The 26,136-nt window shown below is 42.8% G+C and carries 16 protein-coding genes; 3 read left to right on the plus strand and 13 right to left on the minus strand.

Features of this window, described 5'->3' with window-relative positions:
* Positions 1-32: 32 nt before the first annotated feature.
* The 7 genes from DWW23_RS24350 to DWW23_RS24380 all read right to left on the minus strand — a co-directional run bounded on the left by DWW23_RS24350 (position 33) and on the right by DWW23_RS24380 (position 15,436).
* Complete coding sequence (locus tag DWW23_RS24350; RefSeq protein WP_122357007.1) at positions 33-5,831, minus strand: T9SS type A sorting domain-containing protein; 5,799 nt, start codon at positions 5,829-5,831, stop codon at positions 33-35.
* A gap of 13 nt (positions 5,832-5,844) precedes the next feature.
* Positions 5,845-7,200, minus strand: a complete 1,356-nt coding sequence (locus DWW23_RS24355; RefSeq protein ID WP_122357009.1) for a hypothetical protein — start codon at positions 7,198-7,200, stop codon at positions 5,845-5,847.
* 18 nt (positions 7,201-7,218) lie between these two features.
* Complete coding sequence (locus tag DWW23_RS24360) at positions 7,219-8,352, minus strand: FimB/Mfa2 family fimbrial subunit (protein ID WP_122357011.1); 1,134 nt, start codon at positions 8,350-8,352, stop codon at positions 7,219-7,221.
* A gap of 600 nt (positions 8,353-8,952) precedes the next feature.
* Positions 8,953-10,884 carry an Mfa1 family fimbria major subunit gene (locus tag DWW23_RS24365; RefSeq protein ID WP_122357013.1) on the minus strand — a complete coding sequence of 644 codons (1,932 nt, stop codon included), beginning with the start codon at positions 10,882-10,884 and terminating at the stop codon, positions 8,953-8,955.
* 30 nt (positions 10,885-10,914) lie between these two features.
* Positions 10,915-12,378 carry a DUF3868 domain-containing protein gene (locus DWW23_RS24370; protein ID WP_122357015.1) on the minus strand — a complete coding sequence of 488 codons (1,464 nt, stop codon included), beginning with the start codon at positions 12,376-12,378 and terminating at the stop codon, positions 10,915-10,917.
* A gap of 12 nt (positions 12,379-12,390) precedes the next feature.
* Positions 12,391-12,978 (minus strand): DUF3575 domain-containing protein, encoded by a 588-nt coding sequence (locus DWW23_RS24375; protein ID WP_122357017.1) that lies wholly within the window; start codon positions 12,976-12,978, stop codon positions 12,391-12,393.
* A 352-nt stretch (positions 12,979-13,330) separates the two neighbouring features.
* Positions 13,331-15,436, minus strand: coding sequence for a S9 family peptidase (locus DWW23_RS24380; protein WP_199664175.1), 2,106 nt, complete (start codon positions 15,434-15,436; stop codon positions 13,331-13,333).
* An 85-nt stretch (positions 15,437-15,521) separates the two neighbouring features.
* Between DWW23_RS24380 and DWW23_RS24385 the strand changes: the two genes are divergently transcribed.
* Entirely contained in the window at positions 15,522-16,013 is a 492-nt protein-coding gene (locus DWW23_RS24385) for an SPOR domain-containing protein (RefSeq protein WP_007652658.1), read from the plus strand.
* Between the two features lie 180 nt (positions 16,014-16,193).
* Here the strand turns inward: DWW23_RS24385 and DWW23_RS24390 are convergent, their stop codons facing one another.
* Positions 16,194-17,072, minus strand: a complete 879-nt coding sequence (locus DWW23_RS24390; RefSeq protein ID WP_122357022.1) for a carbohydrate kinase — start codon at positions 17,070-17,072, stop codon at positions 16,194-16,196.
* Between the two features lie 175 nt (positions 17,073-17,247).
* Entirely contained in the window at positions 17,248-19,983 is a 2,736-nt protein-coding gene (locus tag DWW23_RS24395) for a substrate-binding domain-containing protein (protein ID WP_122357038.1), read from the minus strand.
* Between the two features lie 101 nt (positions 19,984-20,084).
* On the opposite strand from DWW23_RS24395, the gene DWW23_RS24400 reads away from it, so the two are divergent.
* Positions 20,085-20,552 carry a WbuC family cupin fold metalloprotein gene (locus DWW23_RS24400; RefSeq protein ID WP_122357024.1) on the plus strand — a complete coding sequence of 156 codons (468 nt, stop codon included), beginning with the start codon at positions 20,085-20,087 and terminating at the stop codon, positions 20,550-20,552.
* A 3-nt stretch (positions 20,553-20,555) separates the two neighbouring features.
* Positions 20,556-21,107, plus strand: coding sequence for a DUF4833 domain-containing protein (locus DWW23_RS24405; RefSeq protein ID WP_122357026.1), 552 nt, complete (start codon positions 20,556-20,558; stop codon positions 21,105-21,107).
* 64 nt (positions 21,108-21,171) lie between these two features.
* Here DWW23_RS24405 and DWW23_RS24410 read toward each other — a convergent pair whose 3' ends face one another.
* From DWW23_RS24410 to DWW23_RS24425, 4 genes are all read right to left on the minus strand, one after another.
* Complete coding sequence (locus tag DWW23_RS24410) at positions 21,172-22,419, minus strand: DUF1015 domain-containing protein (protein ID WP_122357028.1); 1,248 nt, start codon at positions 22,417-22,419, stop codon at positions 21,172-21,174.
* Positions 22,420-22,515: 96 nt separating this feature from the next.
* Entirely contained in the window at positions 22,516-23,439 is a 924-nt protein-coding gene (locus DWW23_RS24415; protein ID WP_122357040.1) for an NAD(P)-dependent oxidoreductase, read from the minus strand.
* Positions 23,440-23,443: 4 nt separating this feature from the next.
* Positions 23,444-24,511 (minus strand): 3-phosphoserine/phosphohydroxythreonine transaminase, encoded by a 1,068-nt coding sequence (gene serC, locus DWW23_RS24420; protein ID WP_122357030.1) that lies wholly within the window; start codon positions 24,509-24,511, stop codon positions 23,444-23,446.
* A 188-nt stretch (positions 24,512-24,699) separates the two neighbouring features.
* Positions 24,700-25,971 (minus strand): replication-associated recombination protein A, encoded by a 1,272-nt coding sequence (locus tag DWW23_RS24425; protein WP_199664176.1) that lies wholly within the window; start codon positions 25,969-25,971, stop codon positions 24,700-24,702.
* Positions 25,972-26,136: the final 165 nt, after the last annotated feature.

Consider the following 26,136-nt stretch of genomic DNA (forward strand, 5'->3'; position numbering starts at 1 on the left):
ACAAAAGGGATTTTTTATCTCTATTTACTTTACTATTTCACGATCACTTTGCTGCTTTTCACATCTCCCTTTTCGGTTGAGACCTTTACGACATAGACGCCTCCTGTCAGATAGAGGCGTTTGACCGGTTCGTTTATTGACTGGAGACTGAGTTGTAATCTGCCGGAAAGATCATATACCCGTACCGTCTTCAGTCTGTCAGAGGAAGAGGTGGCAACTACAATTTCACCGGCTACCGGAGAATAGATGGCAATATCGCTTTCTGCCTGTAGCCCCTCTTTTCCACTGTTCAGGAAATAGCGGCCATGCGTAGAACCGGGAACAGTTACCTGTGTGTTCAGGGCATCCAGCCGGATACTTTGATCCAGCAGGGCATCATAAAGGTAAAGCGGACTGTCGAACTGCTCGATGCCCTCGAAAGTGAGGGTTACATCTTCTGCGTTATCGCTGTAAATGCCCAGCGGGATGTTGGTAATAACCGACGTTTGATTGATAACCACCGCCTGATTTCCGGCTACGCTGTACAGAGCAGGATGCTGTTTTTCGTCCGTATCCAATAATACGGCTGCATCCTCGCCGATGCGGTAGTCGGTATCAGCCTGTTCCCGTTTGACAATGGAAATAGAACTACATTCGTCATTCCGTTTGGCTGAGATGTAAAGAGTCGGGAAAGTTTCTCCTTCGGATGAACGGGTTGAAAGCGAGGTATTATTATCTGCCGACATCATTTCCGGAGTAAAAGTGACAGTAAGGGATTTCGCCTCAACTGCATCCTGTTTTCGAACAAAGAAGCCTTGCATGGGTTTCAGAAAACCGCCAGTACTACCGTCTGTACTTACCGTTTCGTTATCTTTGTTTAATACAAATGCGTCATATTCCGTCCAGTAAGTTCTAATCAACTCTCGATTTCCTTCAAAAAACTTTTCCATATTCAAATAGGTCATAAACGGATTGCCTACAAAGAAGAAGTAGCCGTTGGTAGCATTTATGACTTCAGCTTCTAACTCCGTTACTCCCATATCGAAACCTAATCTACCACGTTTATCCTGAATACCCTGAGGAATAAAATACGTATCGCCTTTACCACTGGTTCCACCATATTCGTAATAATCATAAGTTTCATCATCTTTAGGCAAACGAACCAAAGCCATATCATTATTAAAATTCTCCACACTCCCGTAAAAACCGGTACCCGGTTCATAAGGGACTGAAACATCATTATATTCTACACTCCAATTGGAGGCAACAGCGTCATAGCTTTTATCCTCCTCATCTTTCAAATACATCTTAGCACTATGATCCCATGTTTTCTGATAGAAAGCAGGATTAAAACGATTGTAGCTTCCTCCTTCCCAATCTATATTACTAAAAGCCACAGTTTCCTGTTTTGCAGAACTTTTCCATGCATACATATCACCAGCTATCACCCCCTGCAAAGGGGATGACAAGAAATATTTCTGGTTCTTCACCATCTCAAACTCAACTCTTGCCTTCTTGTAAGTCAAGTAATCCTGCCTCATCAATGTTGCTCCAGGCTTAAAGTAAATTTCTTTACAACGGTTTCCATTAAAAGCTACTGCTGCATACACACCATCATCAACCTCTTCCGGTGTCATCATATCATATTCTATGCGATCAGTCGCATCTCCAATTCTGTCAGAATTATCCTCCGGTATCATATTCAATGACTGATCACTACTTCCCTTTGCCGTCAATTTATACAACCATGAACTGTTTTCAGGCTTAAGTATTGTCACGTATGAAAAGTTCATCGGAGCAAAAGCATACTCCAAATCATTCCGGTTCAGGCCATCCGAGTTTGCATCAGCGTCTTCTTCGCTACCCATATAAAGTTCTTTTTTGTTCGAACGCCTCCACAAAGCATCGTTATTCCAGTTACGGGAAGTTCCGTCACTGATCCATGTCAAATATTTAGGAACTATTTTAAGCGGAAGATACACGATACCGTCACAAGTCTCTATACGATTATTGTCTATCGTCCTCTCTTCGAAATGAATCATCAAAGTATAGATATACCCCTCGAGCGGCTCAAAATCCGGCAAGAAATTTAAACGAATATAATTATCGCTTCCATCCCTCTTTGCTTTCATATCTGTAAGCACCGCGACAATCGGAAGTTCCTCAACGACATCACCATTTATTTTGTATAGCAAAACGGAATCTTTCAAATCTACCGACGAAATACCCAAGTGATCTGCGTTTGAATTATCTGTCAATTCAATATGGCGCACCGGTATTTGCAGAGAAGCCTTTAAGAAAGATGATTCATCCCGTCTACACTCTTTAATCTGTTCCAGACCAATACGTAAAGGTACTTCCGACATATCCTCCGGATACTGTATGTCGGTAAGCCCAAGTTTCATCACAGGAGCCTTCGTCGTTGCTTCAAGCTCTACTTTTTGAGGCTCCAAACAGAGTAACGCATTCGAGCTACCTGTCACAGATTCTATTTCTTCCTTTAATTCCTGTTCGTCTACCGTAAAAGGCAAAACATAAAATATTCGATTCTCTTCAGTCAACGTAAATTCCGGACTATGGACAGATAATAGCAAAGATCCTTTCTCCACTAAACCTATCAACTTTTCCTTTATAAACTTCAAGTTATCTGACCCCGGATTCCATGCTTTCAAATCTTCAACATTCCCTTTCTTGGGTTCACCACTTACATCTTTGTTCAAATCTTCCCTGAATAGTTTTAAGTCAGCAAACAAAAGTTCTACTTCATCCGGCCAAAGATTTCCATTTCCAGTCTCTGCATCCCCTTTGTCATTCCCCTCACCATCGGTATCATTATCACCAGAAGCTTCATCTTCATGGAAAAAATACCAATCAAAACAATAATTCTCCGGTTCAAAATGAATAACTCCACCATCCGGCTTAGATGCCTGCAAAGTAGCATCGATATGCACTGGATTGTTAAAACAATATCCACTTTGGGTATAATCCGACTCTCCATTGATAACAAGACGAAGCGGAGGCAGCACTGAAAACGGAGCAATCAATGCACAAGGAGAATGCGGATCGGCATTACTCCCGTCGGAAACATCTTGTTGAGAGCCATTAATCAACATCGCGTAGTATTCTGTTCCCGGAACTAACTTATCACCACCATCCGTATCTTGCCCTTCACGGGCTGTCTTGATATCAGCCAGAAAAATATACCCGGTATCGGCGTCATTGCCTTCTGTGGAAACTTTCCAGGCACAACTGATAGGAGCCAGTCCCAAATCAGCAAATAGTTGATAAGCTGTTTCTAAGTCGTTTACTTTATATGAATCAGGATCTTTTGCATCATGTAAGTCTATAATATTTTGCTCTGCTAATTGTTTTAATGCTGAATAATTTTCCTTGTACTCTTTCAATGCTTCCAGATTCAAATTTGCAGCCATTTCTTTCGCATCTTCCTGACTTGCCGGAATATACTCTTCTTTTGTCGGCACAATAACACGTCCGAAACGCCCTAAATGACCATTTCCATTATAATCCAATTCCAACCATTTATGCGTACCATCATCCACACTTCTTGTAACCGGGGTTACATGAAAATCTTCCAGGAAAGAGAAATACAGATTTTTAAAATAGTCACTTTTCTTCAGACCATCAGTATCATCATCTAAGCCACTAAGCCCAAGACGAAGCAGTATATATTGCTCTTTGTATTCATCATCTAAATCCGCATCATCCCCCCAAACCGGTTCATCTTTTGTCACACCCAGATTATACAACAGCATTTCATAATCAGACCTCAGCAGGACTGAGCTTGCATCACAGGCAGCTTTTCGGCGCACATTGATATTAGGAGTCGAGCGATAGACCCTGATTTCGTCAACAGCATAATCGGCACCATCGGAGTGCTGACAGTTATTAGCCAGCTCCAACCGATAAGATTCATAATCAATATTATCAGGAATGGTAAATTCGAAACAAACCTGCTGCCACTCCAGACGCAGAGGCAATTCACGATCAGTCGCCTTTGCCGGAGTATGCCTCATCGAACCGGTATAAAACTTATATAAGTCCTTAACTTCTCCGTCGCTTGTAAATCCCTTGAAGGTAAAGCCGATATCCCCTGCAATACTGTTAGATGTCTTCGCTTCCATATTGCAAACCCACGCCGTCACCAGAAGTCTGGTTCCTTTACAAAGCTGATTTTCCACGGGTAAAGAGACAATTCTTCCAGGCTCATCGATAGCATCCAAATATAAAAAATACCCCATTTTACCAGGGGTCGATTCCCCCTTCAGAACCAAACGCTCATATAACCGATCATACGCCTTTACATAATATGATCCATCTTTACAAAAATAGTCATTGTACCCTTCCTTTCCTACACGACTGATACCAGCGACATTCAATGTTTTATACAACACATATTCAGAACGGGAGAGAGTACGTGACTTGGGAGTCCTCAGATTTTGATCATAAGCACTCAAATCGGCAAATGCATATTCGGACGATTCTTTGTTCAAACGGGTCGGTCTGTAATTTTCTTTCGGATCCTTAACAACCTTATTTCCATCCACCTCAGGATCATCGAAATTGATTTCGGCAATCAAATCATAGCTCACATCCTCATCCAATAAGTCCTGGCTCCGTTTACGATAATTATAATCCTTTGCTTGTTCCAATTCCCCTGCAGTTCTGGGATCCGAATAAGGCTCCAGCTTAACAGTGATCAGGGCCACAGGAAACCAGTTCTCTTTATCGGCAGAGACATCGGCTGTAATGTATCTGGTTAAAGATTCTCCTGCTGTTTGTTTAGTGATAGGGCCTTGCAAATTCATACAATAGAAAACAGCTGCATTGGTAATAATACTTGTATTTTTTCCAGGTTCATCAGTGCCTTTCCCTGTATACTCAGAATATTTACAGCCCAAAGTCGGAAATTCATGCTCGACAACATATCCGCCTGTAGGAACATCTTTGTTTGTACTACCGTCTCTTATATCACAATAAGCTACAGCCTTTTTATTTTCATCAAACACTCTCCACCGAACATATTTTGCACAATGATAATGAATGCTATCCTGAGACTCACTACTATAGTCTTTGACATAATAATTTGCCAGACTCTCCTTCAAACGGAAGTTAACACCGGTTTCCCAGTCTTTCGAACCATGATTCTTTTCAGTACGAAGAGGTGTATGTACTTCATATTTTTCAAAGTAACCGTCTTCAACAAGCGCATCATTATCCCCCTTTGTCTCAGCCGACTTTTGATATGCTTCCTGTGCCGCTTTCAATTGCGCATATCTTGCCTTTGCATCTTTGATAATAAACTTTCGACGAATATTAATTGCTGTCGGCAATTGGTTGATATAATTCTGACCATTCTCCCATTGCCAATCATTCCACGCACTTCCGTCCCAGGCTAAAGAGTCGATAATACCGGAACTATCTGTTGTCTGCCCGTCATCCGCAATATATTCTACATAACGATAATGAGGCTGACTTGCCGGTGTCGACTTATCATTTGCAATATAACAGTTTAGCTTCTCGTCATATTTAAAACCACCTGGATTTCGGGGCAACCATGTAAAATGCGTCTTATACCAGCTCTCATCCTTTGCCTCATCTCCCAATCCTATCCAACGTGAAAAGCCATAAATACCTCCGTTAGCCTTGGTTTGTATAAACATACGAGTATGCTCTCCAGGATACACATATACCGTATCCACCTTTTCATGCCAGATATGTCCACGCTCATACTCCCCTTCCTTTGTCTGAGCATAAGCGATACAACTTATTGCCAACAACAAATGTAAGAGATAAGCCGGTCGTACTATTTTATTGTATTGAGACCTTTTCATATTTACTTTTTGTTTATTTATAAATAAGTTCTATTGTATATGAGATTTCCTTATTGTTTTCTGTCACTGCTGTAAATGACAACTGGGCACTACCTTGCTTATGAACCATTAGTGTCACTTGAGTGACCTCATCCCCCTCATTCGGCTGACTATCTTTCCAGGTAATAGCATCATTTCCATCCGATGTCAACTGCCAATCCTTTGTTGTGAACTGAACGCCACTACCTCCGGTTCCATCAAGGTTCTGTTGTATCAAAGCCAGTTTGATTGTCAGCTCACCCGAATTCTTGATCGAATAGGCCAAGCTAGGTACAAGAGACATTTCGTATGTAAAAGGATACCCTCCTATCGGAGCCCGCTGCTCGCTGACTGTCACTTCCAAAGAGTAATCACTAATTACCAAGGGAATGATCAACAAGTCGTTACGACGTACATAAGTAAAATGGGTTACACCGGTCAGATTCTGTTCTTTTTCTTCCTGTCGTTGAATAGTAGTCTGCACTTTGATATTATCTTGTCCATCCAACATAGACTCATGCACATAAAATATAGCCTCTCTTTTATCAGCCGTAGCTAATTCAAAACTACTTTCCTCACCTTGCTCGAAAAATATCTTATCTACATTACTAAATCCAGTAGCATCGTTATCTGGAAATAAAGGGATATCCTCTTCTTTTATATTTTCCAAAGACTTATAAGGAAGCATATAAATCTTTCTATCATTCTGGAACTTTTCCAAGGTCATCTTCGACACAGCAACCTCTCCGGCTGTCTTATTCTCGATACTCATTTTCACCTTTGCTATCATACGATACAAAGGTATTTCCACCATTTCGGACTCCAATTTGTGGGGATGACTGGACATAGGGATAGAGTTCCGCTCATCCACTACTATTTTAACATCATTCTTTATTTTTGCATCAGGAATACTACCATTTAAAATACCTTGCTCATCAAATGAGACAGGCAGCGTCTTCCCCACCTCCAACGCCTCCAGAATATGTTCTTTGTTCTCCAACAACGGACTATTCAAATTAGAAAAAGCATACACATAAGCTGCTTCTTTCGGGACTTCCATTGAAAAACCTTCCTCTAATATAGCCTCCTTCCCCTCTTCCCATTGTAAATCTTCCTCTTCTCTCTGCAATATTTTGCCATCGTTATCCGTAATAACTACAAGGATATTACGCATACCTTCATATTGCGTTGTATTTTGGGAGTTTTCCTCCTGACTGGCAGAGAGCATGAGCCGGAAGTCGACTGTCTTAGTGTCTCCCGGCAGGAGACCGTCTGGTTCTTCGTTTGAACAGGCAAATAAGAAAACCAATAAAAGCGAGAAAAAGAACGTATTTCTTAATCGGTACTTCATATGCACTTTCTTTATAGGTTATAACTCCGTTTCATTCAAACGTATCACCCAGTCTTTTACCTGGATGGTGTAGCACGCATAACCGATGACCGGATCAGGATCAGGTGTCGGGTCGGGATCTGGGTCGGGGGTTGGCTCAGGATCGGGGTCAGGCGTCGGATCAGGATCAGGATCGGGCGTTGGGTCAGGGTCAGGCGTTGGGTCAGGATCAGGATCAGGGCAATCCGGACAGGTAATCGGGGTCAGGAAGAAGATGATAGAATATTCATCCTGACGATCCAGATATTCCTGGGCACTGATGTCATGGCCTTCCATTTTGGTGAGCAAAAGGTAATTGTTGAGGTTGATATTCAGCACATCTTTTTCCCAGCCCTTATGCTGTACGATCAGGCGATAGTTTTCGCCCGCCATCAGACGCATGGTGTTCATTTCGGCTACGGCAACCAGCTGGTCAGAGACCGTAGACTCAGGATCGGGATCGGCAGCTATCTCTACGTTTTCAGTATAGTAAGGGAGATAGCTGATTTTCGGGTCGGACAGCAAGGAGTTGTCGTAGTCCATGTAACCGTTGTCGGCAATGATGCGGAAGGTGAAATCGTCAACGTCCATATTGTCGCCTTTTACGTTTTGGAGAACGAAGCGCAGTTTGTTGGTGTCCTTGGCCAGTCCTATTGTCTGCTCCTCATGGGCAAGGCCGGTCACGACGATGGTGTCGAGGCTATGCCAGAGAGGATGAAGTTCGAGGGGTTGCGTACCGTCCGGCTGACGAAGGGTACGAACGCGTATATCTTCGACCGAAGAGGTGCCGAGTGTCAGCTGAGGCAGGCGGTAAGTACCGTCGTCGAGTCCCGCCCACGAAACAAGATGGTAGGTACCGGGGGACAGGTCTAGACGGATATCATTGGTTTTCAATTCGTCGCCTTCTATCTGTCGCTGCTGAAGAAAAACACCTTGGTCGTCGCAGATAAAGAGGGTGACCTGATCGACTTCATGCTGGAATGCGTCGGCGAATTTCATATTATAATCGTACACGTAATGCAGGCGAAATTCACACGGCGGCAATGAGTCGTCGTGAATATAATCGCAGGCAGACGCTCCCAGCAGCAGGAGTGAAGAGATTAGTCGGGTATAAGTTTTGATAAATCGTTTCATGTTCGATCTGTTTTAATTGCTTGTTTATATGTTGTCAGTCAGCAGACTTGATTTATTTTCTTTTTCATCAGAATTGGAATCACCATCCATCTTTTGTCTTTTACCTGTTGATATATAATATATACACAGGTGAAGGGTTGTCTTTTTTCGGCGTCACCGGATTTGAAGCTATTCATTCATCGAGGTGACGCCGGAAAGACAGGGTCATTCACCCTTATATTGTTTGATTATCAAGAAACAGTGCACAAGGGTGAATGAAGTGACGCTGTTTTTGTAAAAACTTTATTCTGAGCAGGTATCAGGCGGGTATTCCACCGGTAAAATCCGCTCCGGCTATGGTTTCAAATGGGTCGGCAACTATTTTGAATGGGTGCCTACTCATTTGGGGACAGGTGCCTACTCATTCAGGAAAAGCTGCCGATCCGTTATTGGAAATACGTACGGCTTTTTATCCAAAAGCGTACGTATTTTTTCATGCCTGCCGGACTAAGATTGTAGCACGATAGTGTTGGACAGGCGGTGACTATAGTACTATAAAGGTCAGCCTTATAGTGCCGGGGAGGTCAGTATGGTAGTGCTGATTCACCCAGGACAGACTGGTTAAAGTTCGATGTCACCGTTCTCACGGACTACCCAGTCTTTGACGTAGATTTCGACGCTGATGTAATGATCTTGTCCTTCATCGGGATTTTCCGGATCAGTAGGTTTGAATGGAGATTCACCCATACCTGAAACTTTCGTAACTGTCAGGTCGTATATATTATTACGAACGATAGCGAATTCCATAACACCCATTACATCAGGGTCATTATTATTTGAGTGCCTGATCCAATATTTATAATAGTTCTTACCGTCAGGGTATGCAGAGATACCGTTTTCATAGAGATCTGCCCCAATTTTATTAAGATTTTCCTTATCCTCATATTCACTGAATATTAATTGTTCATCTAATGTTGCTTTTAAATAGCCTGTTGGATCGCTCTCTTCTATACCTTTTAGTTCATCTTTGTCCGTTGATGTAAGGCCCTGAGTGGCAAACAGCTCCATATAATGTTTATACTTTTGATCTTTGTCGTCGCCTTTATCTAACATTCTCTCTACATTAGCGTCAAACCAATCAGCAAACACAGCCCAAAGACTATTGTAAACCTTTGTATTGTAAACGTAATAAGTTGCTCCATCACTACTACCATAATTATCATTAGCTGCAGGTTGCTCACTAAGCTTATAACTGTCATTAGACATCACATACCAGCTTTTCGGAACATACACCCCTTCAAAGATAGCACCTGTTGAATATCCGTTCTGTTGATTTGCTTTAGAGGTAGTATTTTCCATGGTGTAGACAGGTTCAGCATTAACAATAGAATGATTATTTCCGTTATCCTTAAAGAAATCACCATACAGTTTCTCTGATGCACCCTGAACCTCTTGGTTTGTAAAACTGTTTTTGTATAAAATTTCGTAGTTCGTTTCTCCAGCAGTTGTATTATATTCATCCTGCGCTCTTGTTATCATATTAAAAGAGCCAGTTTTTCCACGTGTCCATGGATCTATGACAAAATTTGTTGCCAAACCACTTGGTGTGGGTGTTTCATCTCCAATATAAGTATCGTTATCATTTGAAGTGTTAAGTTCATCCATTATTCCCGTCACACGTTTCAACAGATAAGTACCAGCCTGTAACTGGTTGACGATAGTGAAGTTCTTAAGGAAAACTTTCCCTATTTCGTTTCCATCTTCCTTTCCTGTATCAGTTATTGTATAACCGTCATCTCCACCTGTTTTTTTTACCTCTATCTTCGCAGCCAGACGTTCAATAAAAGCAGTAGTCACAGCCGGATTCGTTTCATTATTTCCTGTACTGATACTTACCTTGGAAGTACCCAGGCCATCAATACTCATCGTATGAGTAGACATGACAAAACGATCTTTAGCATCTCCTGTTATGTCTTCGATCTTGCTTCCAACAAGATAATCTCCTAACTGCCCAACTGTTTCAATCTTTTTACCAGATTCTCCAGAAATTGCCTTCTGTAACTGTTCCCCAATGTTAGCCACACAAATCAAACCAAACTCCTTATCAATAAGTGAATTCGGAATTAAAGACTTTATTTTAACTGTCACACTTGAATGATTATTACCTCCGGGATGAGCGATCTCAGGATTATCCAATTTATGATATCCTACTGCGACAATTTTTTTTTCAGCAGTCACTGTTTGGTTCCAATCTGTTACACTATTTAAACTCCCACCGTCATTATCTCCATACAGAATCACTGTCACATCATGGATCTTTCTTTCATCCTGTGTTCCATCATTAAAACCATCCCCATTTTCACCACCATTAGGATTCGCCTTCGTTAAAGCTTTTGTCGTAGGTGAAGAGATAGTGACAGCCACATAAGCCTCTTCGCCTTTGCCATCACCCCTATCATTAATGTCATCTCCTCCATCCAATTCTTCAGAGCAACCTCCTGCCATCATTAACAGCGCGGCCACCCATAAGCCATAAAAGTTTTTCTTTTTCATTGTGTTATAGAATTACGTTATTAATTTTAATTATTCTTCGCGTTTCAACTTGATCTGCTTCAGGTTGCCACGGGCAGCCTCGGCCACCGGTGTATCTTCGTGTGCGGCAAGCGGGGTGAGCAACTTCTCTGCCCGATCCAGATCGTTCTCAAGCATACAGATAGCCGCTTCCGCCAATTGCCGTTGGGGTGTATCGGTTGTCTTTGCCAGATAACGCTTTGCCTGCCCTAGTTTACCCTCACTGATAGCGATATTGGCAGCATTCAGGTTAGATATCGGATCGTCCGGATACATGCGGACCGCTATTTCGAACACTTCCTTGAAACGGTCGCTGCCCGGCTCGTAGGTCTGTGCCACCCGAAACATCTCCTCCAGACTCAACTGCCGGGGATCAGTGTAAAGCAACTCCTTCGCCTCTTCTACCGTAAAGTTGCGTATCGTGTACTTCACTACGTAGTCCGAATGGCGCAAGGCCGGATATATATCGCGTAGCAATATCTTATAAGGCATTCCGCCCGCAAGCATCTTCAATCGCCACTCACGTTTATCCCAATCGGCCGGTTCATCGGCTCGGATGATCGCTAATATTTCTTCCTTTTCCGGTAGATTGGAAGCTTCGACACGCAGTTCGAGCCCCTCCCAATCTTCCGGTTCGAAATTAACCTGCATACGGGCATTCCCGAAGTCATACATATTACGTACATAATCCAATAAAGCCTTAGCACGGTACTCTGCCAGATAAGCATTATTGGCATATCCGCCTTCAGGTGAAGCATATCCTTTGATATCCACTTCAGTGATCGTTGCGTATTTATCATTGCGCACCGATTCGATAGTCTCTCGTATCTTACTCAGTTCCTGTGGATTCTTACGATAGTCCGGATAGATTTCCGTTTTGTTGACAGGGAAATCAAGAAAGGCACTGCCCTCCAGTGAACGACTTTTTACGGCTTCGGCCTGCGGAGCCACATAAACCAGTTGTGGAGCCAATACGACCGGTTCGGCCAAATTGACCGGGAATAAGACAGTACGATCGTTCTGCAAGGCTTCCCAACCACAACCACAAAGGTCAGTTAGTAAAGCAAATTCGGACTTTTCCATCCATTTACAGAACGGAAGACGAACATGATAATCTAGCCGCTGTTCCTGCTTATTATAACGACGTACTACAAAACGGGATTCCGGCCGTATATCGTGTTCCTGCCGTTCATACAGGATATGACGGTCGCGCCCATTGATAACGATCGGGGGCAACAAACGTAGGCTGTCTCCCCGCTGAAGCACCGGAGTACATACGACTGAACGGTTGCGATCAACCTCTATACTACTGATATTGACAGTCATATCCACAATCAGAAAAGAATCGGCCTTTTCTACCAGTTTCCGTTCTACTAAAATTGTGCCTTCCTGCACGGCTCCAGAGACAGTCTCCTGAGCCGACAGGATCGTTGCGGCACCGAATAGCATGGTTGTTATAGTTAGTAAGCGTTTCATAAGGGAGTTCTTTTAGAATAAATAGATAAAACTTACCGCAGCCTGTGTCGGACCGAAATAATGTTTCTTTACTTTCTCAATCTTGCTGCCACAATTGGTACAGGGATATTTATCCGATTCAAGGTATAAATAACCTACGCCTACCGTAGCTTCCAGGTTCCAATGTTTCGACAGTAGCCATTGGTATCCGTAACTGATACCGACACCGGTACCCCACCCCTGATGACGCTCGCCTTCGGTATCCAACAATTTAATGTCGGATACATTATATAATATATAAGGTACGTGAATACCGATAAAGCTCTTGTAAAAGCTTTCGCAAAACCAATAGCGAAGTTCCGGATGCAGACGCAAATGTTTCAACGACTTGCCGTAGCTACCATCATCATTCTTGCCGGAAAAAGGATTCAGGCCGGCCTCGAGCTCCAATGTCCATTTTCGGGCTAAACGAAATTCGACACCGGCATTGAAAGTAGCTGTAGCCCAATAAGGGATATTGGTCTTTATTGCAACCACTGGTCCTCTGTCCGTTTGTATGCCTTCTTTAGCGGAAACGAAGCTGGTATAACAGATTAGAATTAGTAATAAAACGTTTCTCATAGATACTGTACTTTTAGTTCTCTTTATATTTACCTGTGTTTCAGTACAGATAAGCCATCAATAAATACTTTTTCGAAATATCATGTAAATCATGACATTTCGCGTTTTACAAAAATAAATATTCGAACAATAGGCAGTCACTCATATCTGACATATGGTATCAGATTGGAGAAGTTTAGTACAAATTCAGGGGAGTTTTAACATAGTTATTCGAAATAACATGTATTTCATGACATTTCAAAGAAAACAAATAAAAAAAGGATTGCTTCGGTCATCTGCAATTTCTTACAGAAGACCGAAGCAATCCTTATATTGAAAACGTAGAAGTACTAAATATCCTTCTACCTTTATTTTACTTCTTCACCCACTTATCCAGCCATTCGAAGAATGTGCGCTGCCACAATACACCGTTCTGCGGTTTCAATACCCAGTGGTTTTCATCCGGGTAGATCAACAGTTCGGCAGGAATGCCACGAAGTACGGCAGCATTGAAAGCAGCCATCCCCTGACCGGCAAGGATACGGTAATCTTTTTCACCGTGGATACATAAAATAGGCGTATCCCATTTATCGACAAAGCGATGCGGAGAATTGGCAAATGTACGTTGAGCCACCGGATTATTCTTTTCCCAGTAAGCGCCCCCCATATCCCAGTTGGCAAACCACATTTCTTCTGTTTCCAGATATTGCATTTCCATATTGAAGATACCGTCATGAGCAATGAATGCTTTGAAACGTTTATCGTGATGACCGGCTAACCAGTAAACAGAGAAGCCTCCGAAGCTGGCACCGACACAACCCAGGCGGTCGTTATCGACATACGGTTCTTTCGCCATTTCATCGATAGCCGTGAAATAGTCTTTCATGCACTGGCCGCCGTAATCGCCGCTGATCTGTTCGTTCCATTCCATACCGAAGCCCGGAAGACCGCGACGGTTCGGGGCCACGATAATATAATCGTTGGCTGCCATGATCTGGAAATTCCAACGGTAAGACCAAAACTGGCTGACCGGACTCTGGGGACCACCTTCACAGAACAGCAAAGTCGGGTATTTCTTGTTCGGATCGAAATGAGGCGGATAAATCACCCAGGTAAGCATCTGCTTGCCGTCGGTTGTCTTCATCCAGCGTCCTTCCACCTTACCCATCTCCAGCTGATCGTAAATCTGCTTGTTTTCAGTCGTCAGTTGAGTCACCTTATTATTATCTGCCAGGTCGATCGTATAGATCTCATCTCCCATGCTCATGGAATGGCGTTTAGCGATCAACTTATTTTCCCCCAGCAGGTTGACAGAGTCATAGTCATACATACCGGAAGTCAGTGCTGTCAATTTATAACCGTCATTCAGATCGATCTTATATACCTGCGATTCACCATGCCATACACCGGTAAAATAGATTGAACGCGCATCGGCACTCCAACAGAAACCGTCCACATTGGAGTCGAAGTCCTTGCTGACAAATGTCTTTTCACCAGTTTCCAGGTTCATTACCATCAGGCGGTTCTGATCGGCTTCGTAGCCGTCACGTTCCATACTCTGCCAGGCAATATATTTACCATCAGGCGAATACTGCGGATTCGTATCATATCCCATGATTCCCTCACTGATATTGACCGTCTGCTTTGTATTCAGGTCATACACATAAATATCCGAGTTGGTAGAAATAGCATATTCCTTACCCGTTTTCTTACGACAGGTATAGGCTACTTTATCGGAAGTGGTGTTCCATGCCAACTGTTCGATACCACCGAAAGGTTTCATCGGCGATTCAAACGGTTCGCCCTCCAGCACATCGATCGGGCTACCCACTTTATTTCCGTCGAAGTCGGCAATAAACGGATGCGGAGCCGTTGTCACCCATTCATCCCAATGCTTGTACATCAGGTCGGTCACGATAATACCGGTCGCTTTGTCCAGATCCGGATATTTATCTTTTGTACTCGGTACGGTCTTCACCTGAGAGATAAACAAAACCTTCTTCTCATCCGGTGAGAAAGCGAAACCTTCGATATCGCCGTCGTAGTTCGACAACTGGCGGCGTTCGGTCCCGTCCGGATTCATTTCCCAAAGCTGGCTACTGCCACTTTCACCGGAAAGGAAAGCGATCTTCTTGCCTCCTTTGATCCAGGTCGCTTCGTTCTCCGAAAAAGGAGTGTGCGTAATCTGTTTGTTATCAGATCCGTCGGCATTCATAACGAATACTTCACGGTTGCTGGTGTTGAGAGGTACACTGTAATAAGCTACGGTGTAAACTACTTTTTGTCCGTCGGGCGAAACATTCATTCCTCCGATACGTCCCATGGCCCAAAGAGCTTCGGGCGTCATCCGACCGTCGGCAATTTTGATTTCCGAACGTCCGATAACCGGTTTTGTGTCTTCTGCTTTCTTAGCTTCCTGATTACAAGCACCTAGTAATACGGATGTTGCCATAACCATTGTTGCAATAGATTTATTCATGTACATTATAATATATTATATTCTGTGTGCGAAATTAGTAAATATAATTTATATCTTTGCACAAGTAATTTAAGAACTGAACAGTATGAATAAGATTTGGTTATTTGGAGCCGCTATAAGTATGGTATTAGCATTCGGCTCATGTAAACCTAAACAGAGTGCTTATAAGGCTGCTTACGAACAAGCCAAAGAAAAAGAATCTACAGCTCCTGTTGAGGTAGTAGAACAAGAAGAAGAGATTGTTGAAGAAGTTGCACCGGTTTCTAAACCCAGAACTTCTACGGCAACGACTCGCTCGGAAAGAATCAGCGCTGCACAGGGTGAAGACGCCAGCCGTCTGAAACGCTACAGTGTTGTTATCGGTAGCTTCAAAAACAAGACAAATGCTTACTCTTTGAAAGAGCGTATGCAGAATGCAGGCTACAATGCGGTATTAGGTGAAAACGAACAAGGTATGTTGCGTGTAATCGTTGCCAGCTTCGATGATAAAGCTGATGCAGCCGACAGCCGCGATGCTATCAAAGCAAAGTATGCTCCTGACTTCCAGGATGCATGGTTACTGGAAAGACAATATTAATAAGCTATTCGGCTAAATACAAAAGGGATATCCATCACGGATGTCCCTTTTCTTTTGTTACCTGTAAATATAAAAAAGCCCGGATATTCCGGGCTTTCACCAACCTAAACTAAAAACCTAAAAACTAACCATCTTTTTGCCTTAAACTATAAAAACCTATACATACATGAATTATCTTTCTTATTCGTAAGCCGGCCATGCTCCTTTGCTGGAACATACGAAGGCCGCAATCTTCACAGCATATCTGTGGGCATCTTTCAATGTACCGCCATTGAGCAACGACATGATCAAAGCGGCTGAAAATGCATCTCCTGCACCTACCGTATCGACTACCTCTACTTCCGGTATAGGTAATGTTGAAACTTCATCCGGAGTATAAACCGTACTGTAAGAAGCTCCTGCGGTAAGGACAACCATTTTCAGGTTATATTTCTCCATAAACCAGGCTGCTATTTCATCTTCTGTCCCGTTCAGTCCGAATAGTTCTTTCAACTGATTCATCTCATCGCTATTCATCTTCAGGACATTGGAGAGATATAACGATTCTTCTATCAATCCTTTATTATAATAATGCTGACGCAGATTTATATCGAACAAACGATAGGCTGTATCCGGAGCAAATGACAGGATGGCCTGAATAGTTTCACGCGACTGTGTCGAACGTTGTGCCAATGCTCCGAAACAAATGGCATCCGCCCGCTCTGCCAGATCGACTGCATCCGATGTGGGCGACATATGATCCCAGGCAACACGTTCTGTAATCGTATATTCCGGTATCCCGTCTTCCTTCAGTTCTACTTTGACTGTTCCTGTAGGATAAGGGACTTTTTCGATCAGGTATTGAATAGAGTTTTTATCCAGTTCTTTCAAGATATCTACTCCATCCTCATCATCACCAATGGCACTGACAGCATATCCCTCTGCTCCCAGACGGGATGCATGGTAAACAAAATTAATAGGTGCACCACCTGCTGTTTTACCGGTGGGAAGTAAATCCCATAAAAGTTCACCTATACCGACTACTACCGGTCTTTTGTTTTGTTGCTTTATCTGTTCCATGGTCTACTAATTCTTTATAATATAAGATTTTCTTTTCCCTTAGTTTTCGATGATGCAAAACTAGAGGATACAATGGAGACAAACGATAACACATGCTACAAAAAGAATAATCCTCGTTACATAAAAGAGTTATTTACAGAGAGATTATACTCACGTTACACGTATGTAACAATTGTTATTCCTTTTCCTGGTATTCGGTAGGTGTAATGTTATAGGCCGCTTTAAAACATTTGGAAAAATAAGGAGGAGAACTAAAACCGGTAGCATAAGCTACTTCATTCACATTGCGACCTTTCTCCCTCAATAAGGCTGCTGCACGTTTCAAACGATAGTTACGGAGAAAGTCGGTTGGCGTGACACCGGTCAGTTCCTTTACTTTCCGGTAAAGGTGCACACGCGACAACCCCAGCATATCACTCGCTTTCTCTATACTGAAATCAGAATCAGGATAAGACTCTTCGATCAAAGCTATAAACTTACGCATAAATAAATCATCCATACTTTCCGTTTTGCCTATTTTCAGGTTGGAAATGGCAGGCGACTGAAGTTCCTGCGTAAAGGCATTCCTCAACCGGGCACGCTCTTCCAACAGGCGGACGATACGAAGTTTCAGTTCTTCGATATTGAAAGGTTTCTGGATAAATTCGTCGGCACCGCTGGCAATACCGTACATCCGCTGCTTATCATCAGACAAGGCAGTCAGCAATATAACCGGGATATGACTGAATGCGATATTCGATTTAACCTGTTTACACAGTTCATAACCATTCATTTCTGGCATCATCACATCACTTATGACCAGAGATATATTTTCCTTTGCCAGAATATCGATAGCTACGACTCCATTTACAGCCGTCAGGATACGGAAATTCGATTTCAGTTCTTTCTGCAGGTAAGCATTGATATCCGGATCGTCTTCAACGACCAGGATCGTATAATCATATGTCCGGTTCACGATCTCGTCCATCTCGCGGGTGTCCAGATTAGCTACCCCGCTCGACAGCTCGGTGACGGAAGGGGCAAACGTGCAGGTTTCATCAAAATGAGATTTTCCTTTGGGTAACTCGACAAAAAAGACAGTGCGTTTTCCCGGTTCGCTTTCCACATGAATACTGCCTTTGTGCATACTCACAAACTCATGGGTCAGATGCAGTCCGATACCCGTTCCGGTAAGGTTATCGCCGGTAAAGAACTGATCGAAAACAGCAGAGAGATTCTGAGGCTGGATCCCTTTCCCGTTATCTTCTACCGAAAGTGTCACATACCCGGCATGATCCTGTAAACGGATCGTAATAGTTCCGCCATCAGGCGTAAACTTAAAGGCATTCGACAGCAGGTTGGCCAGAATCTTTTCCATTTTATCCGTATCTACCCAAAGGCGTACAGACGATACATCGTGCTGAAAAGTATATTGTATCTGCTTACTTTGCGCCATCGTCTCAAAATAAGACTTGACATCCTCTATAAAAACAACCAGGTCTATTTCCGTTACCCGCATATTCATTTTATTACTCTCGACCTTACGGAAATCGAGCAACTGGCTGACAACCCGTTTCAGGCGGTCGGCATTCTTTTTTATCAGATGTATGTCATCTGCGATCGGCGAATCGGGAGGCAGTTCTTTAGATAGCTTATTCAGCGGACCAAGTATCAGCGTCAGCGGTGTTTTGATCTCATGGGAGACATTGGTAAAAAACTGTAACTTTCGTGTTGTAGCTTGTTCGATCTTGCGGTTCGCTACAGCTAGTTCTTCCCGTTGCTGTTCAACCTGTATGTTCGTTCGTTTCAACTCATGGTTCTTTCGTTGTACTTTACGAAAGATATGTATCACATAGAGAGCCAGCAAGATCACTATTCCCAGCAACAACAAGATCAGACCGACCGAATTTTGAAGGAAACGATATTCCGAAAACATCTTATCCAGATTATTGCGCTGTTTCTCGATCTGATCCTGATAATCAGCCAATTGTTCGGTTTGTAGATAGATGGTTCCGGCATTATCCTTATCGATCAGGGCCGATGTCAATGCATAATGTTTGGAGACAGGCATTCCGTTCAGGATCTGCCAGGCTACTTTTATAGCGGTACTCCCCCCTGTAGGATAAACAAATGAAGCGGTCAGATAACCGTCGCGAACCGCTTCAATCCCTTTCCCCTTACCGGGTAAAGCATCTATACCGATAAACTTGATCCTTTCCGCAGCTTGCGGATCGACTTCCATAATCGCCTCCCGGGCAGCCAGTGCCATCGGATCATTATGCGCATACACGATATCTATATTCTCAAAAGATCCCAATGCTGCAATATTAACCTTTGCTTCATCCCTGTGCCAGCGACCATATACGGTTTTCACAGTTACATTGTTATTATGAATAAGAGCATCGCTAAATCCATTATGGCGGTCAAGGGCAGAAGAGGAACCTTCACGCCCCCATACTTCGACGATTGTCGTCTTCTCTTTTTTCAGCAAGGAATTGACAAACAACCCGGCAGCACGACCGATTTCGTAATTATCCGCCCCGATGAACGTGGTATATTCCTCCGAATAGATTTTTCGGTCTATTATAATAGTCGGAATTCCAGCCCGGTAGGCTTCGACAGCTGCCGTTGTTATAGGTTCCGATTCATTGGCGGAAATAATAATAAGATCAACCCGCTTTTTTATCAACTCACGAATTTGTTTGATCTGAGTATCATTATCTTCATCAGCGTCCTTCACATCAAGAGTCATCCCCGGATAGTCTGAAGCCTTCACCTGCATATCCAGCATCATCGCTTTCCGCCAGCTATCGTTAATAGAGCTATGGGAAACACCCACAACAAACTCCTTTTCCTCCCCTCCCCGCCTACAGGAAATTGTTAGGGACAGAATAAATATCAACAGACAAAGACGGTATATAACGGGTTTCATGAAGCAGCCGATTTTCAGGGTTTCGTACAAAAGTACGGATTATCGGCATAACAGACAAAATTTATTTTGTACATTCGTCCCACAAACAATTGTTGCATAACATGAAAATAATCGATAAACAACTACTTGACAAGACTTCTGAACAGGCAAAGCAATCGCCTCGTCTCCGTATGAATTACAACTTCCACGAACGGTTGGACGATCCGGTCAATCGTTTACTGAATGCAATGGAACCAGACACTTATATCCGTCCGCACCGTCACCTGAATCCCGACAAAGACGAGATATTCCTGCTACTTCGCGGAAAAGCAGTCGTATTCATTTTCGACGACCAAGGGAATATTACGGAAAAAGTTCTACTCGACCCGTTGGCCGGTTCGTATGGTGCGGAAATCAAACCCGGTATCTGGCATTGCCTGCTGGTCCTGGAACCGGATACAGTTGTCTACGAGGTGAAACCGGGACCTTTTGCCCCTCTACATCCTGAAAACATGGCATCATGGAGTCCTGAACCGGACGATAAGAAAGGTGTCAAAGAATATATGACTTATCTGGCCACTCAAATATAAAAGATGAAAAATAGCAATAGAATCAGTCATACAGGAAAAAGGGTAATATCAATCGTAACGATTCTGTTTTTTACCCTTATTGCGACCTCATATGCAGGTAACCCGGAAGAGAACACCTATCCGACAAGCGAAAGACTTTTCCATATAGCCCGGAGTACCAACAAAAACCTGGTCTGCTACGATGTGAATCTGGAAAACGGCAAGCTGAACACTAAAACTCCCCTCAACGTCTACTGGGTCAACCGGGAAGAACGGCCGGGAGAAACCAACGGTTTAAGTTATTTCCAACGAAAGATGGCATACGGATACAAACTGGTTTCGGAAGGAGACGATTTCAGTGAAGTGACACTGACAGCCTATTCTGGTAAAAAACTAAAGATCTGCAAGCAGGATTCAAAATATGTCTGTATGACAACGATCGACAATCAACCGGCCATACTGGAATCTCTCTATGTACAAACCAAATCCGGTAGTCCTTTAAGTGTCGAATATGTAGAGCTACAGGGAATTTCCACCAGTACGGGAGCCAAAGTTTCTGAAAGAGTCAAGAAATAATAAAAGCGAGTGTGTTTATAACAAACAGACTCGCTTTCTTATTTATTTTACAGACAAACCGCTTTTACACCAATTTATGAATAACCAGCCCCGAACGTAATTTCGGTTCGAACCAGGTTGTCTTAGGAGGCATGATATTTCCGGTATCGGCTATATCCATCAACTGTTTCATAGTTACAGGATATAGGGCCAATGCCACTTTCATTTCACCACTGTCTACACGGCGTTTCAATTCTCCCAATCCACGGATACCTCCAACAAAGTCTATACGTTTGTCCGAGCGCAGGTCTTTAATACCTAAAACTTCGTTCAGGATCAGATTTGAAGAAATAGTAACATCCAATACGCCGATCGGATCGTTATCATCGTAAGTGCCAGGTTTAGCAGTCAACGAATACCATTTACCACCCAGATAAAGCGAAAAATTATGCAAAGCCGTCGGTTTATATATTTCCGTACCTTTCTCTTCTACAATAAAATTAGCTTTTAGTTTATTCAGGAACTCTTCTTCCGTCAATCCATTCAAATCTTTGACCACACGGTTGTAATCGATAATAGTCAACTGATTTGCCGGGAAACAGACAGCCATAAAATAGTTATATTCCTCATCTCCACGGTGATTCGGATTTTGCTTAGCCTTTTCCGCACCCACCAAAGCAGCAGCTGCCGAACGGTGATGTCCGTCTGCAATATACAAGGAAGGCATTGCTTCGAAAAGTTCCGTGATACGGGCAATATCATTCTTATCATCAATAATCCAGAATGTATGTCCGAAACCATCCAACTCTGCAACGAAATCATATTCCGGAGTTTTTGCCGTATATTTCTTAACAATAACATCCAGTTCCGCATTATCAGGGTAGGCAAAGAATACCGGCTCAATATTGGCATTATTGACACGTACATGTTTCATACGGTCTTCCTCCTTATCGCGACGGGTCAACTCATGTTTTTTGATATTACCTTTCAGATAATCATCGACATACGCGCAGACAACCAATCCGTACTGCGTACGTCCGTTCATCGTCTGGGCATAAACATAATATTGTTCCTGCTGATCCTGGACTAACCAACCTTTATCCTGGAATTTCTGAAAATTCTCTGCCGCCTTTTCATAGACAGCCGGATCATGTTCATCTGTTCCCTGCGGAAAATCAATCTCCGGTTTGATTATATGATATAATGATTTTTCGTTACCTTTTGCTTCTTCACGCGCTTCTTCAGAGTTAAGCACATCATAAGGACGCGAAGCTACATCTTTTATTAAATCCTTCGGTGGACGGATACCTTTGAATGGTTTTATTTTTGCCATAGTTTTAACAGTTGACAATTGACAGTTGACAGTTGACAGTTGGGGATGATAGGAACGCGAAGCCCATCTGTCAACTGTCAACTGTCATCTGTCAACTTATTTATTGACTCTGAATTTCTCGTTACCGTTCTGCAGGAAATCAACGATCTGTTTTGCAGCAGCAATACCGGCATTGATATTAGCCTCAGCAGTCTGGGCCCCCATCTTCTTCGGTGTTCCGAAATAACGGTCCGGATATTTGGCAGCCAGATCGGTATCGATAGCCGGCTTGATATCCGTGATATATTTAAAATCAGGACGTTCTTCCATCATCTTTGCCAAACCGGCCTCGTCGATCACTTCCTTACGGGCTGTATTCACAACGATAGCACCTTTAGGCATCGAATTCATCAATTCAAAATTGATAGAACCTTTTGTTTCGGCTGTTGCCGGAATATGAAGAGATACAATCTGGCAAGTCTTGAACAGATCGGCTGTAGAAGCAACTGCTTTTACACCGTCTTTTTCAATCACTTCAGCCGGACAGAATGCGTCGTAAGCATATACATCCATACCGAAGCCTTTAGCGATACGTGCCACATTACGGCCGACATTACCATAAGCCAGAATACCTAGTTTCTTTCCCATCAGCTCTGTTCCGGATGTCCCGTTATAGAAGTTCCGGACAGCATATACAAGCATACCGAAAACTAATTCAGCCACAGCGTTGGAGTTCTGCCCCGGCGTATTCATCACGCATACATTATGAGCTGTCGCAGCAGCCAGATCCACATTGTCGTAACCGGCACCGGCACGAACTACGATCTTTAAATCTTTGGCGGCATCCAATACCGGAGCATCGATGATATCACTACGGATGATCACCGCATTTGCATCTTTAACAGCATCCAGCAATTGACTTTTATCCGTGTATTTTTCCAGAAGAGCCAATTCATAACCTGCACCTTCAACCACTTCACGAATACCTTTCACTGCTATCGCAGCGAAAGGTTTATCTGTAGCAACTAATACTTTTGTCATAGGATCAATGTAGTTTTTCAAATTCTTTCATTGTTGCAACCAAAGCTTCTACACTGCTCCTCGGCATAGCGTTATAAAGAGAAGCACGGAAACCACCGACAGAACGGTGTCCTTTGATGCCCACCATACCGGCAGCAGATGCGAACTTGTTGAATTCATCTTCCAGCTCTTTGTATTCGTCATTCATAACGAAACAAACATTCATAATAGAACGGTCTTCTACAGCAGCTGTACCTTTGAACAATCTATTACGGTCGATCTCATCATACAAGATAGCCGCTTTTTCAAGATTCATCTTTTCAATAACAGCAACACCGCCCAACTCTTTATACCATTTCAATGTTTGCAATGCTGCAAAGATCGGAAATACAGGAGGAGTGTTGAACATAGAATCTTTTTTGATGTGCGTATTGTAATTCAGCATTGTAGGAATAGCACGGTCTACATGGCCTAAAGCTTCTGTACGCACAATAGCCAGAGTTACACCTGCAGGCGCCAGATTTTTCTGTGCACCGGCATAAATCACATCATATTTAGAGATATCGATCGGACGAGAGAAAATATCAGAAGACATGTCAGAAACCAGACGTACATTCAAATCGGGATCATAACGCATTTCCGTACCATAGATCGTATTATTAGATGTAAAGTGGAAATAGTCCGAATCTTCTGCAACCGTATAACCTTTAGGAATATAGGTGTAGTTAGCTTCCTTTGAAGAAGCGACAACGTCAACTTCTCCGAATAACTTAGCTTCCTTGATCGCATTAGAGGCCCATGTCCCCGTATCCAGATAAGAAGCTTTTTTGTTCAACAAGTTAAAAGGAACCATACAAAACTGCATGCTGGCACCACCACCCAGAAATACAACTTCGTAACCAGCCGGCACATCCAGTAACTCTTTGATCAAAGCTCTGGCCTCGTCGTTTACTGCAACAAATTCTTTACTTCTATGAGATACTTCAAGAATTGATAACCCTGTACCTGCGAAATTCTCAACAGCTGCTGCTGCATTCTTAATCGTGTATTCGCTCAGAATAGAAGGTCCTGCAGAAAAATTGTGCTTCTTCATATCAATTTCTTTTTAATGTTATATATTATTTAAGTAACGTGTTTTTCGAAAACAGGCGGCTAATGTACGAATTAAATTGAAATTTGAAAATCAAAACCCGAAAATTATTAGCAAAAAGGTACATATTTATCATTCTCACCGTCTTTTATACCGTTAATTTTCTAGTTTCAATTATGAATTGTCAATTACTAAAACCGATCTCCCCACAATTTCTTCATTTGTTCGATCAGTTTCTGTTCAGCCGGGTTACTCTGTCCTTTCCAAAAGCGCTGGTTCAGCACTTCTTTAGGCAAATATTCCTGTTCTACAAAGTTGTTCTTATAATCATGTGCATATTTATACTCTTTACCATAATCCAACTCCTTCATCAAAGCTGTCGGAGCGTTCCGCAAATGAAGCGGAACAGGAAGATTCCCGGTGCGTTCAACCAATGCCAATGCATCATTTATCGCCATATAGGCTGAATTACTCTTAGGACTACTGGCCAGATAAATGGTCGTTTCAGCCAGGATGATCCGTCCTTCGGGCCAACCGATCTTCTTCAAGGCATCGAAACAGGCATTTGCCAGTAATAATGCATTCGGATTAGCCAACCCTATATCTTCCGATGCCGAGATCACCAACCGCCGGGCTATAAACTCAGGGTCCTCCCCTCCTGCCACCATACGTGCCAACCAATAAATAGCCCCATCGGGGTCGCTTCCCCTGATCGATTTGATAAAAGCAGAAATAATATCATAATGCATCTCTCCACCTTTATCGTATGCCGCCGGATTCTCCTGTAAACGGTCTACCACTTTCTGATCCGTTATCTCGATCTTATCCGTTTCTTCTGCCGATATAACCAGCTCCAGTATATTCAGTAATTTCCGGGCATCCCCACCTGAATAACGAAGCATGGCGTCCGTCTCTGTCAGGACAATATCCTTCTCCTTTAATACGATATCCTCCTTGATCGCATGATTTAACAATGTAAGCAAATCACTTTTATCCAACGATTTGAGCACATAGACCTGACACCTCGATAATAACGGACGGATCACTTCAAAAGATGGATTTTCCGTTGTCGCTCCGATCAATGTAACTACCCCCGTTTCTACAGCATTCAGCAAAGAATCCTGTTGGGATTTACTAAAACGATGTATTTCATCAATAAACAAAATAGGAGATACCGTATTGAAAAAGCGATTACTTTTTGCCTTTTCAATCACATCACGCACATCCTTCACTCCCGAACTGATAGCACTCAATGTATAAAAAGGTGCCTCCAGTTTATTGGAAATGATCTGTGCCAGTGTAGTCTTACCCACACCCGGCGGTCCCCACAGAATAAAAGAAGGGACACGGCCTGCATCTATCATTTTCCTTAACACGGCTCCTTGCCCTACAAGGTGCTTCTGTCCGATATAATCATCCAGTGTTTTCGGACGTAATCTTTCTGCTAAAGGTTGATTCATCATGCAGACAAAAGTCGTATATTTTATTTACTTTTCAAAGTATAACCCGCGTAAAAATTTTCATTCAAGCGAATGTTAGAAAACAGATTTTTATAACAAAAAGACAACAATACAGCCTTAATACCGAAGTAACACCATTGTAAGTATAACATTTTGTCAAACAAACAT

It is taken from the genome of Parabacteroides sp. AF14-59, assembly GCF_003479515.1.
Classification (GTDB): Bacteria; Bacteroidota; Bacteroidia; order Bacteroidales; family Tannerellaceae; genus Parabacteroides; species Parabacteroides faecis.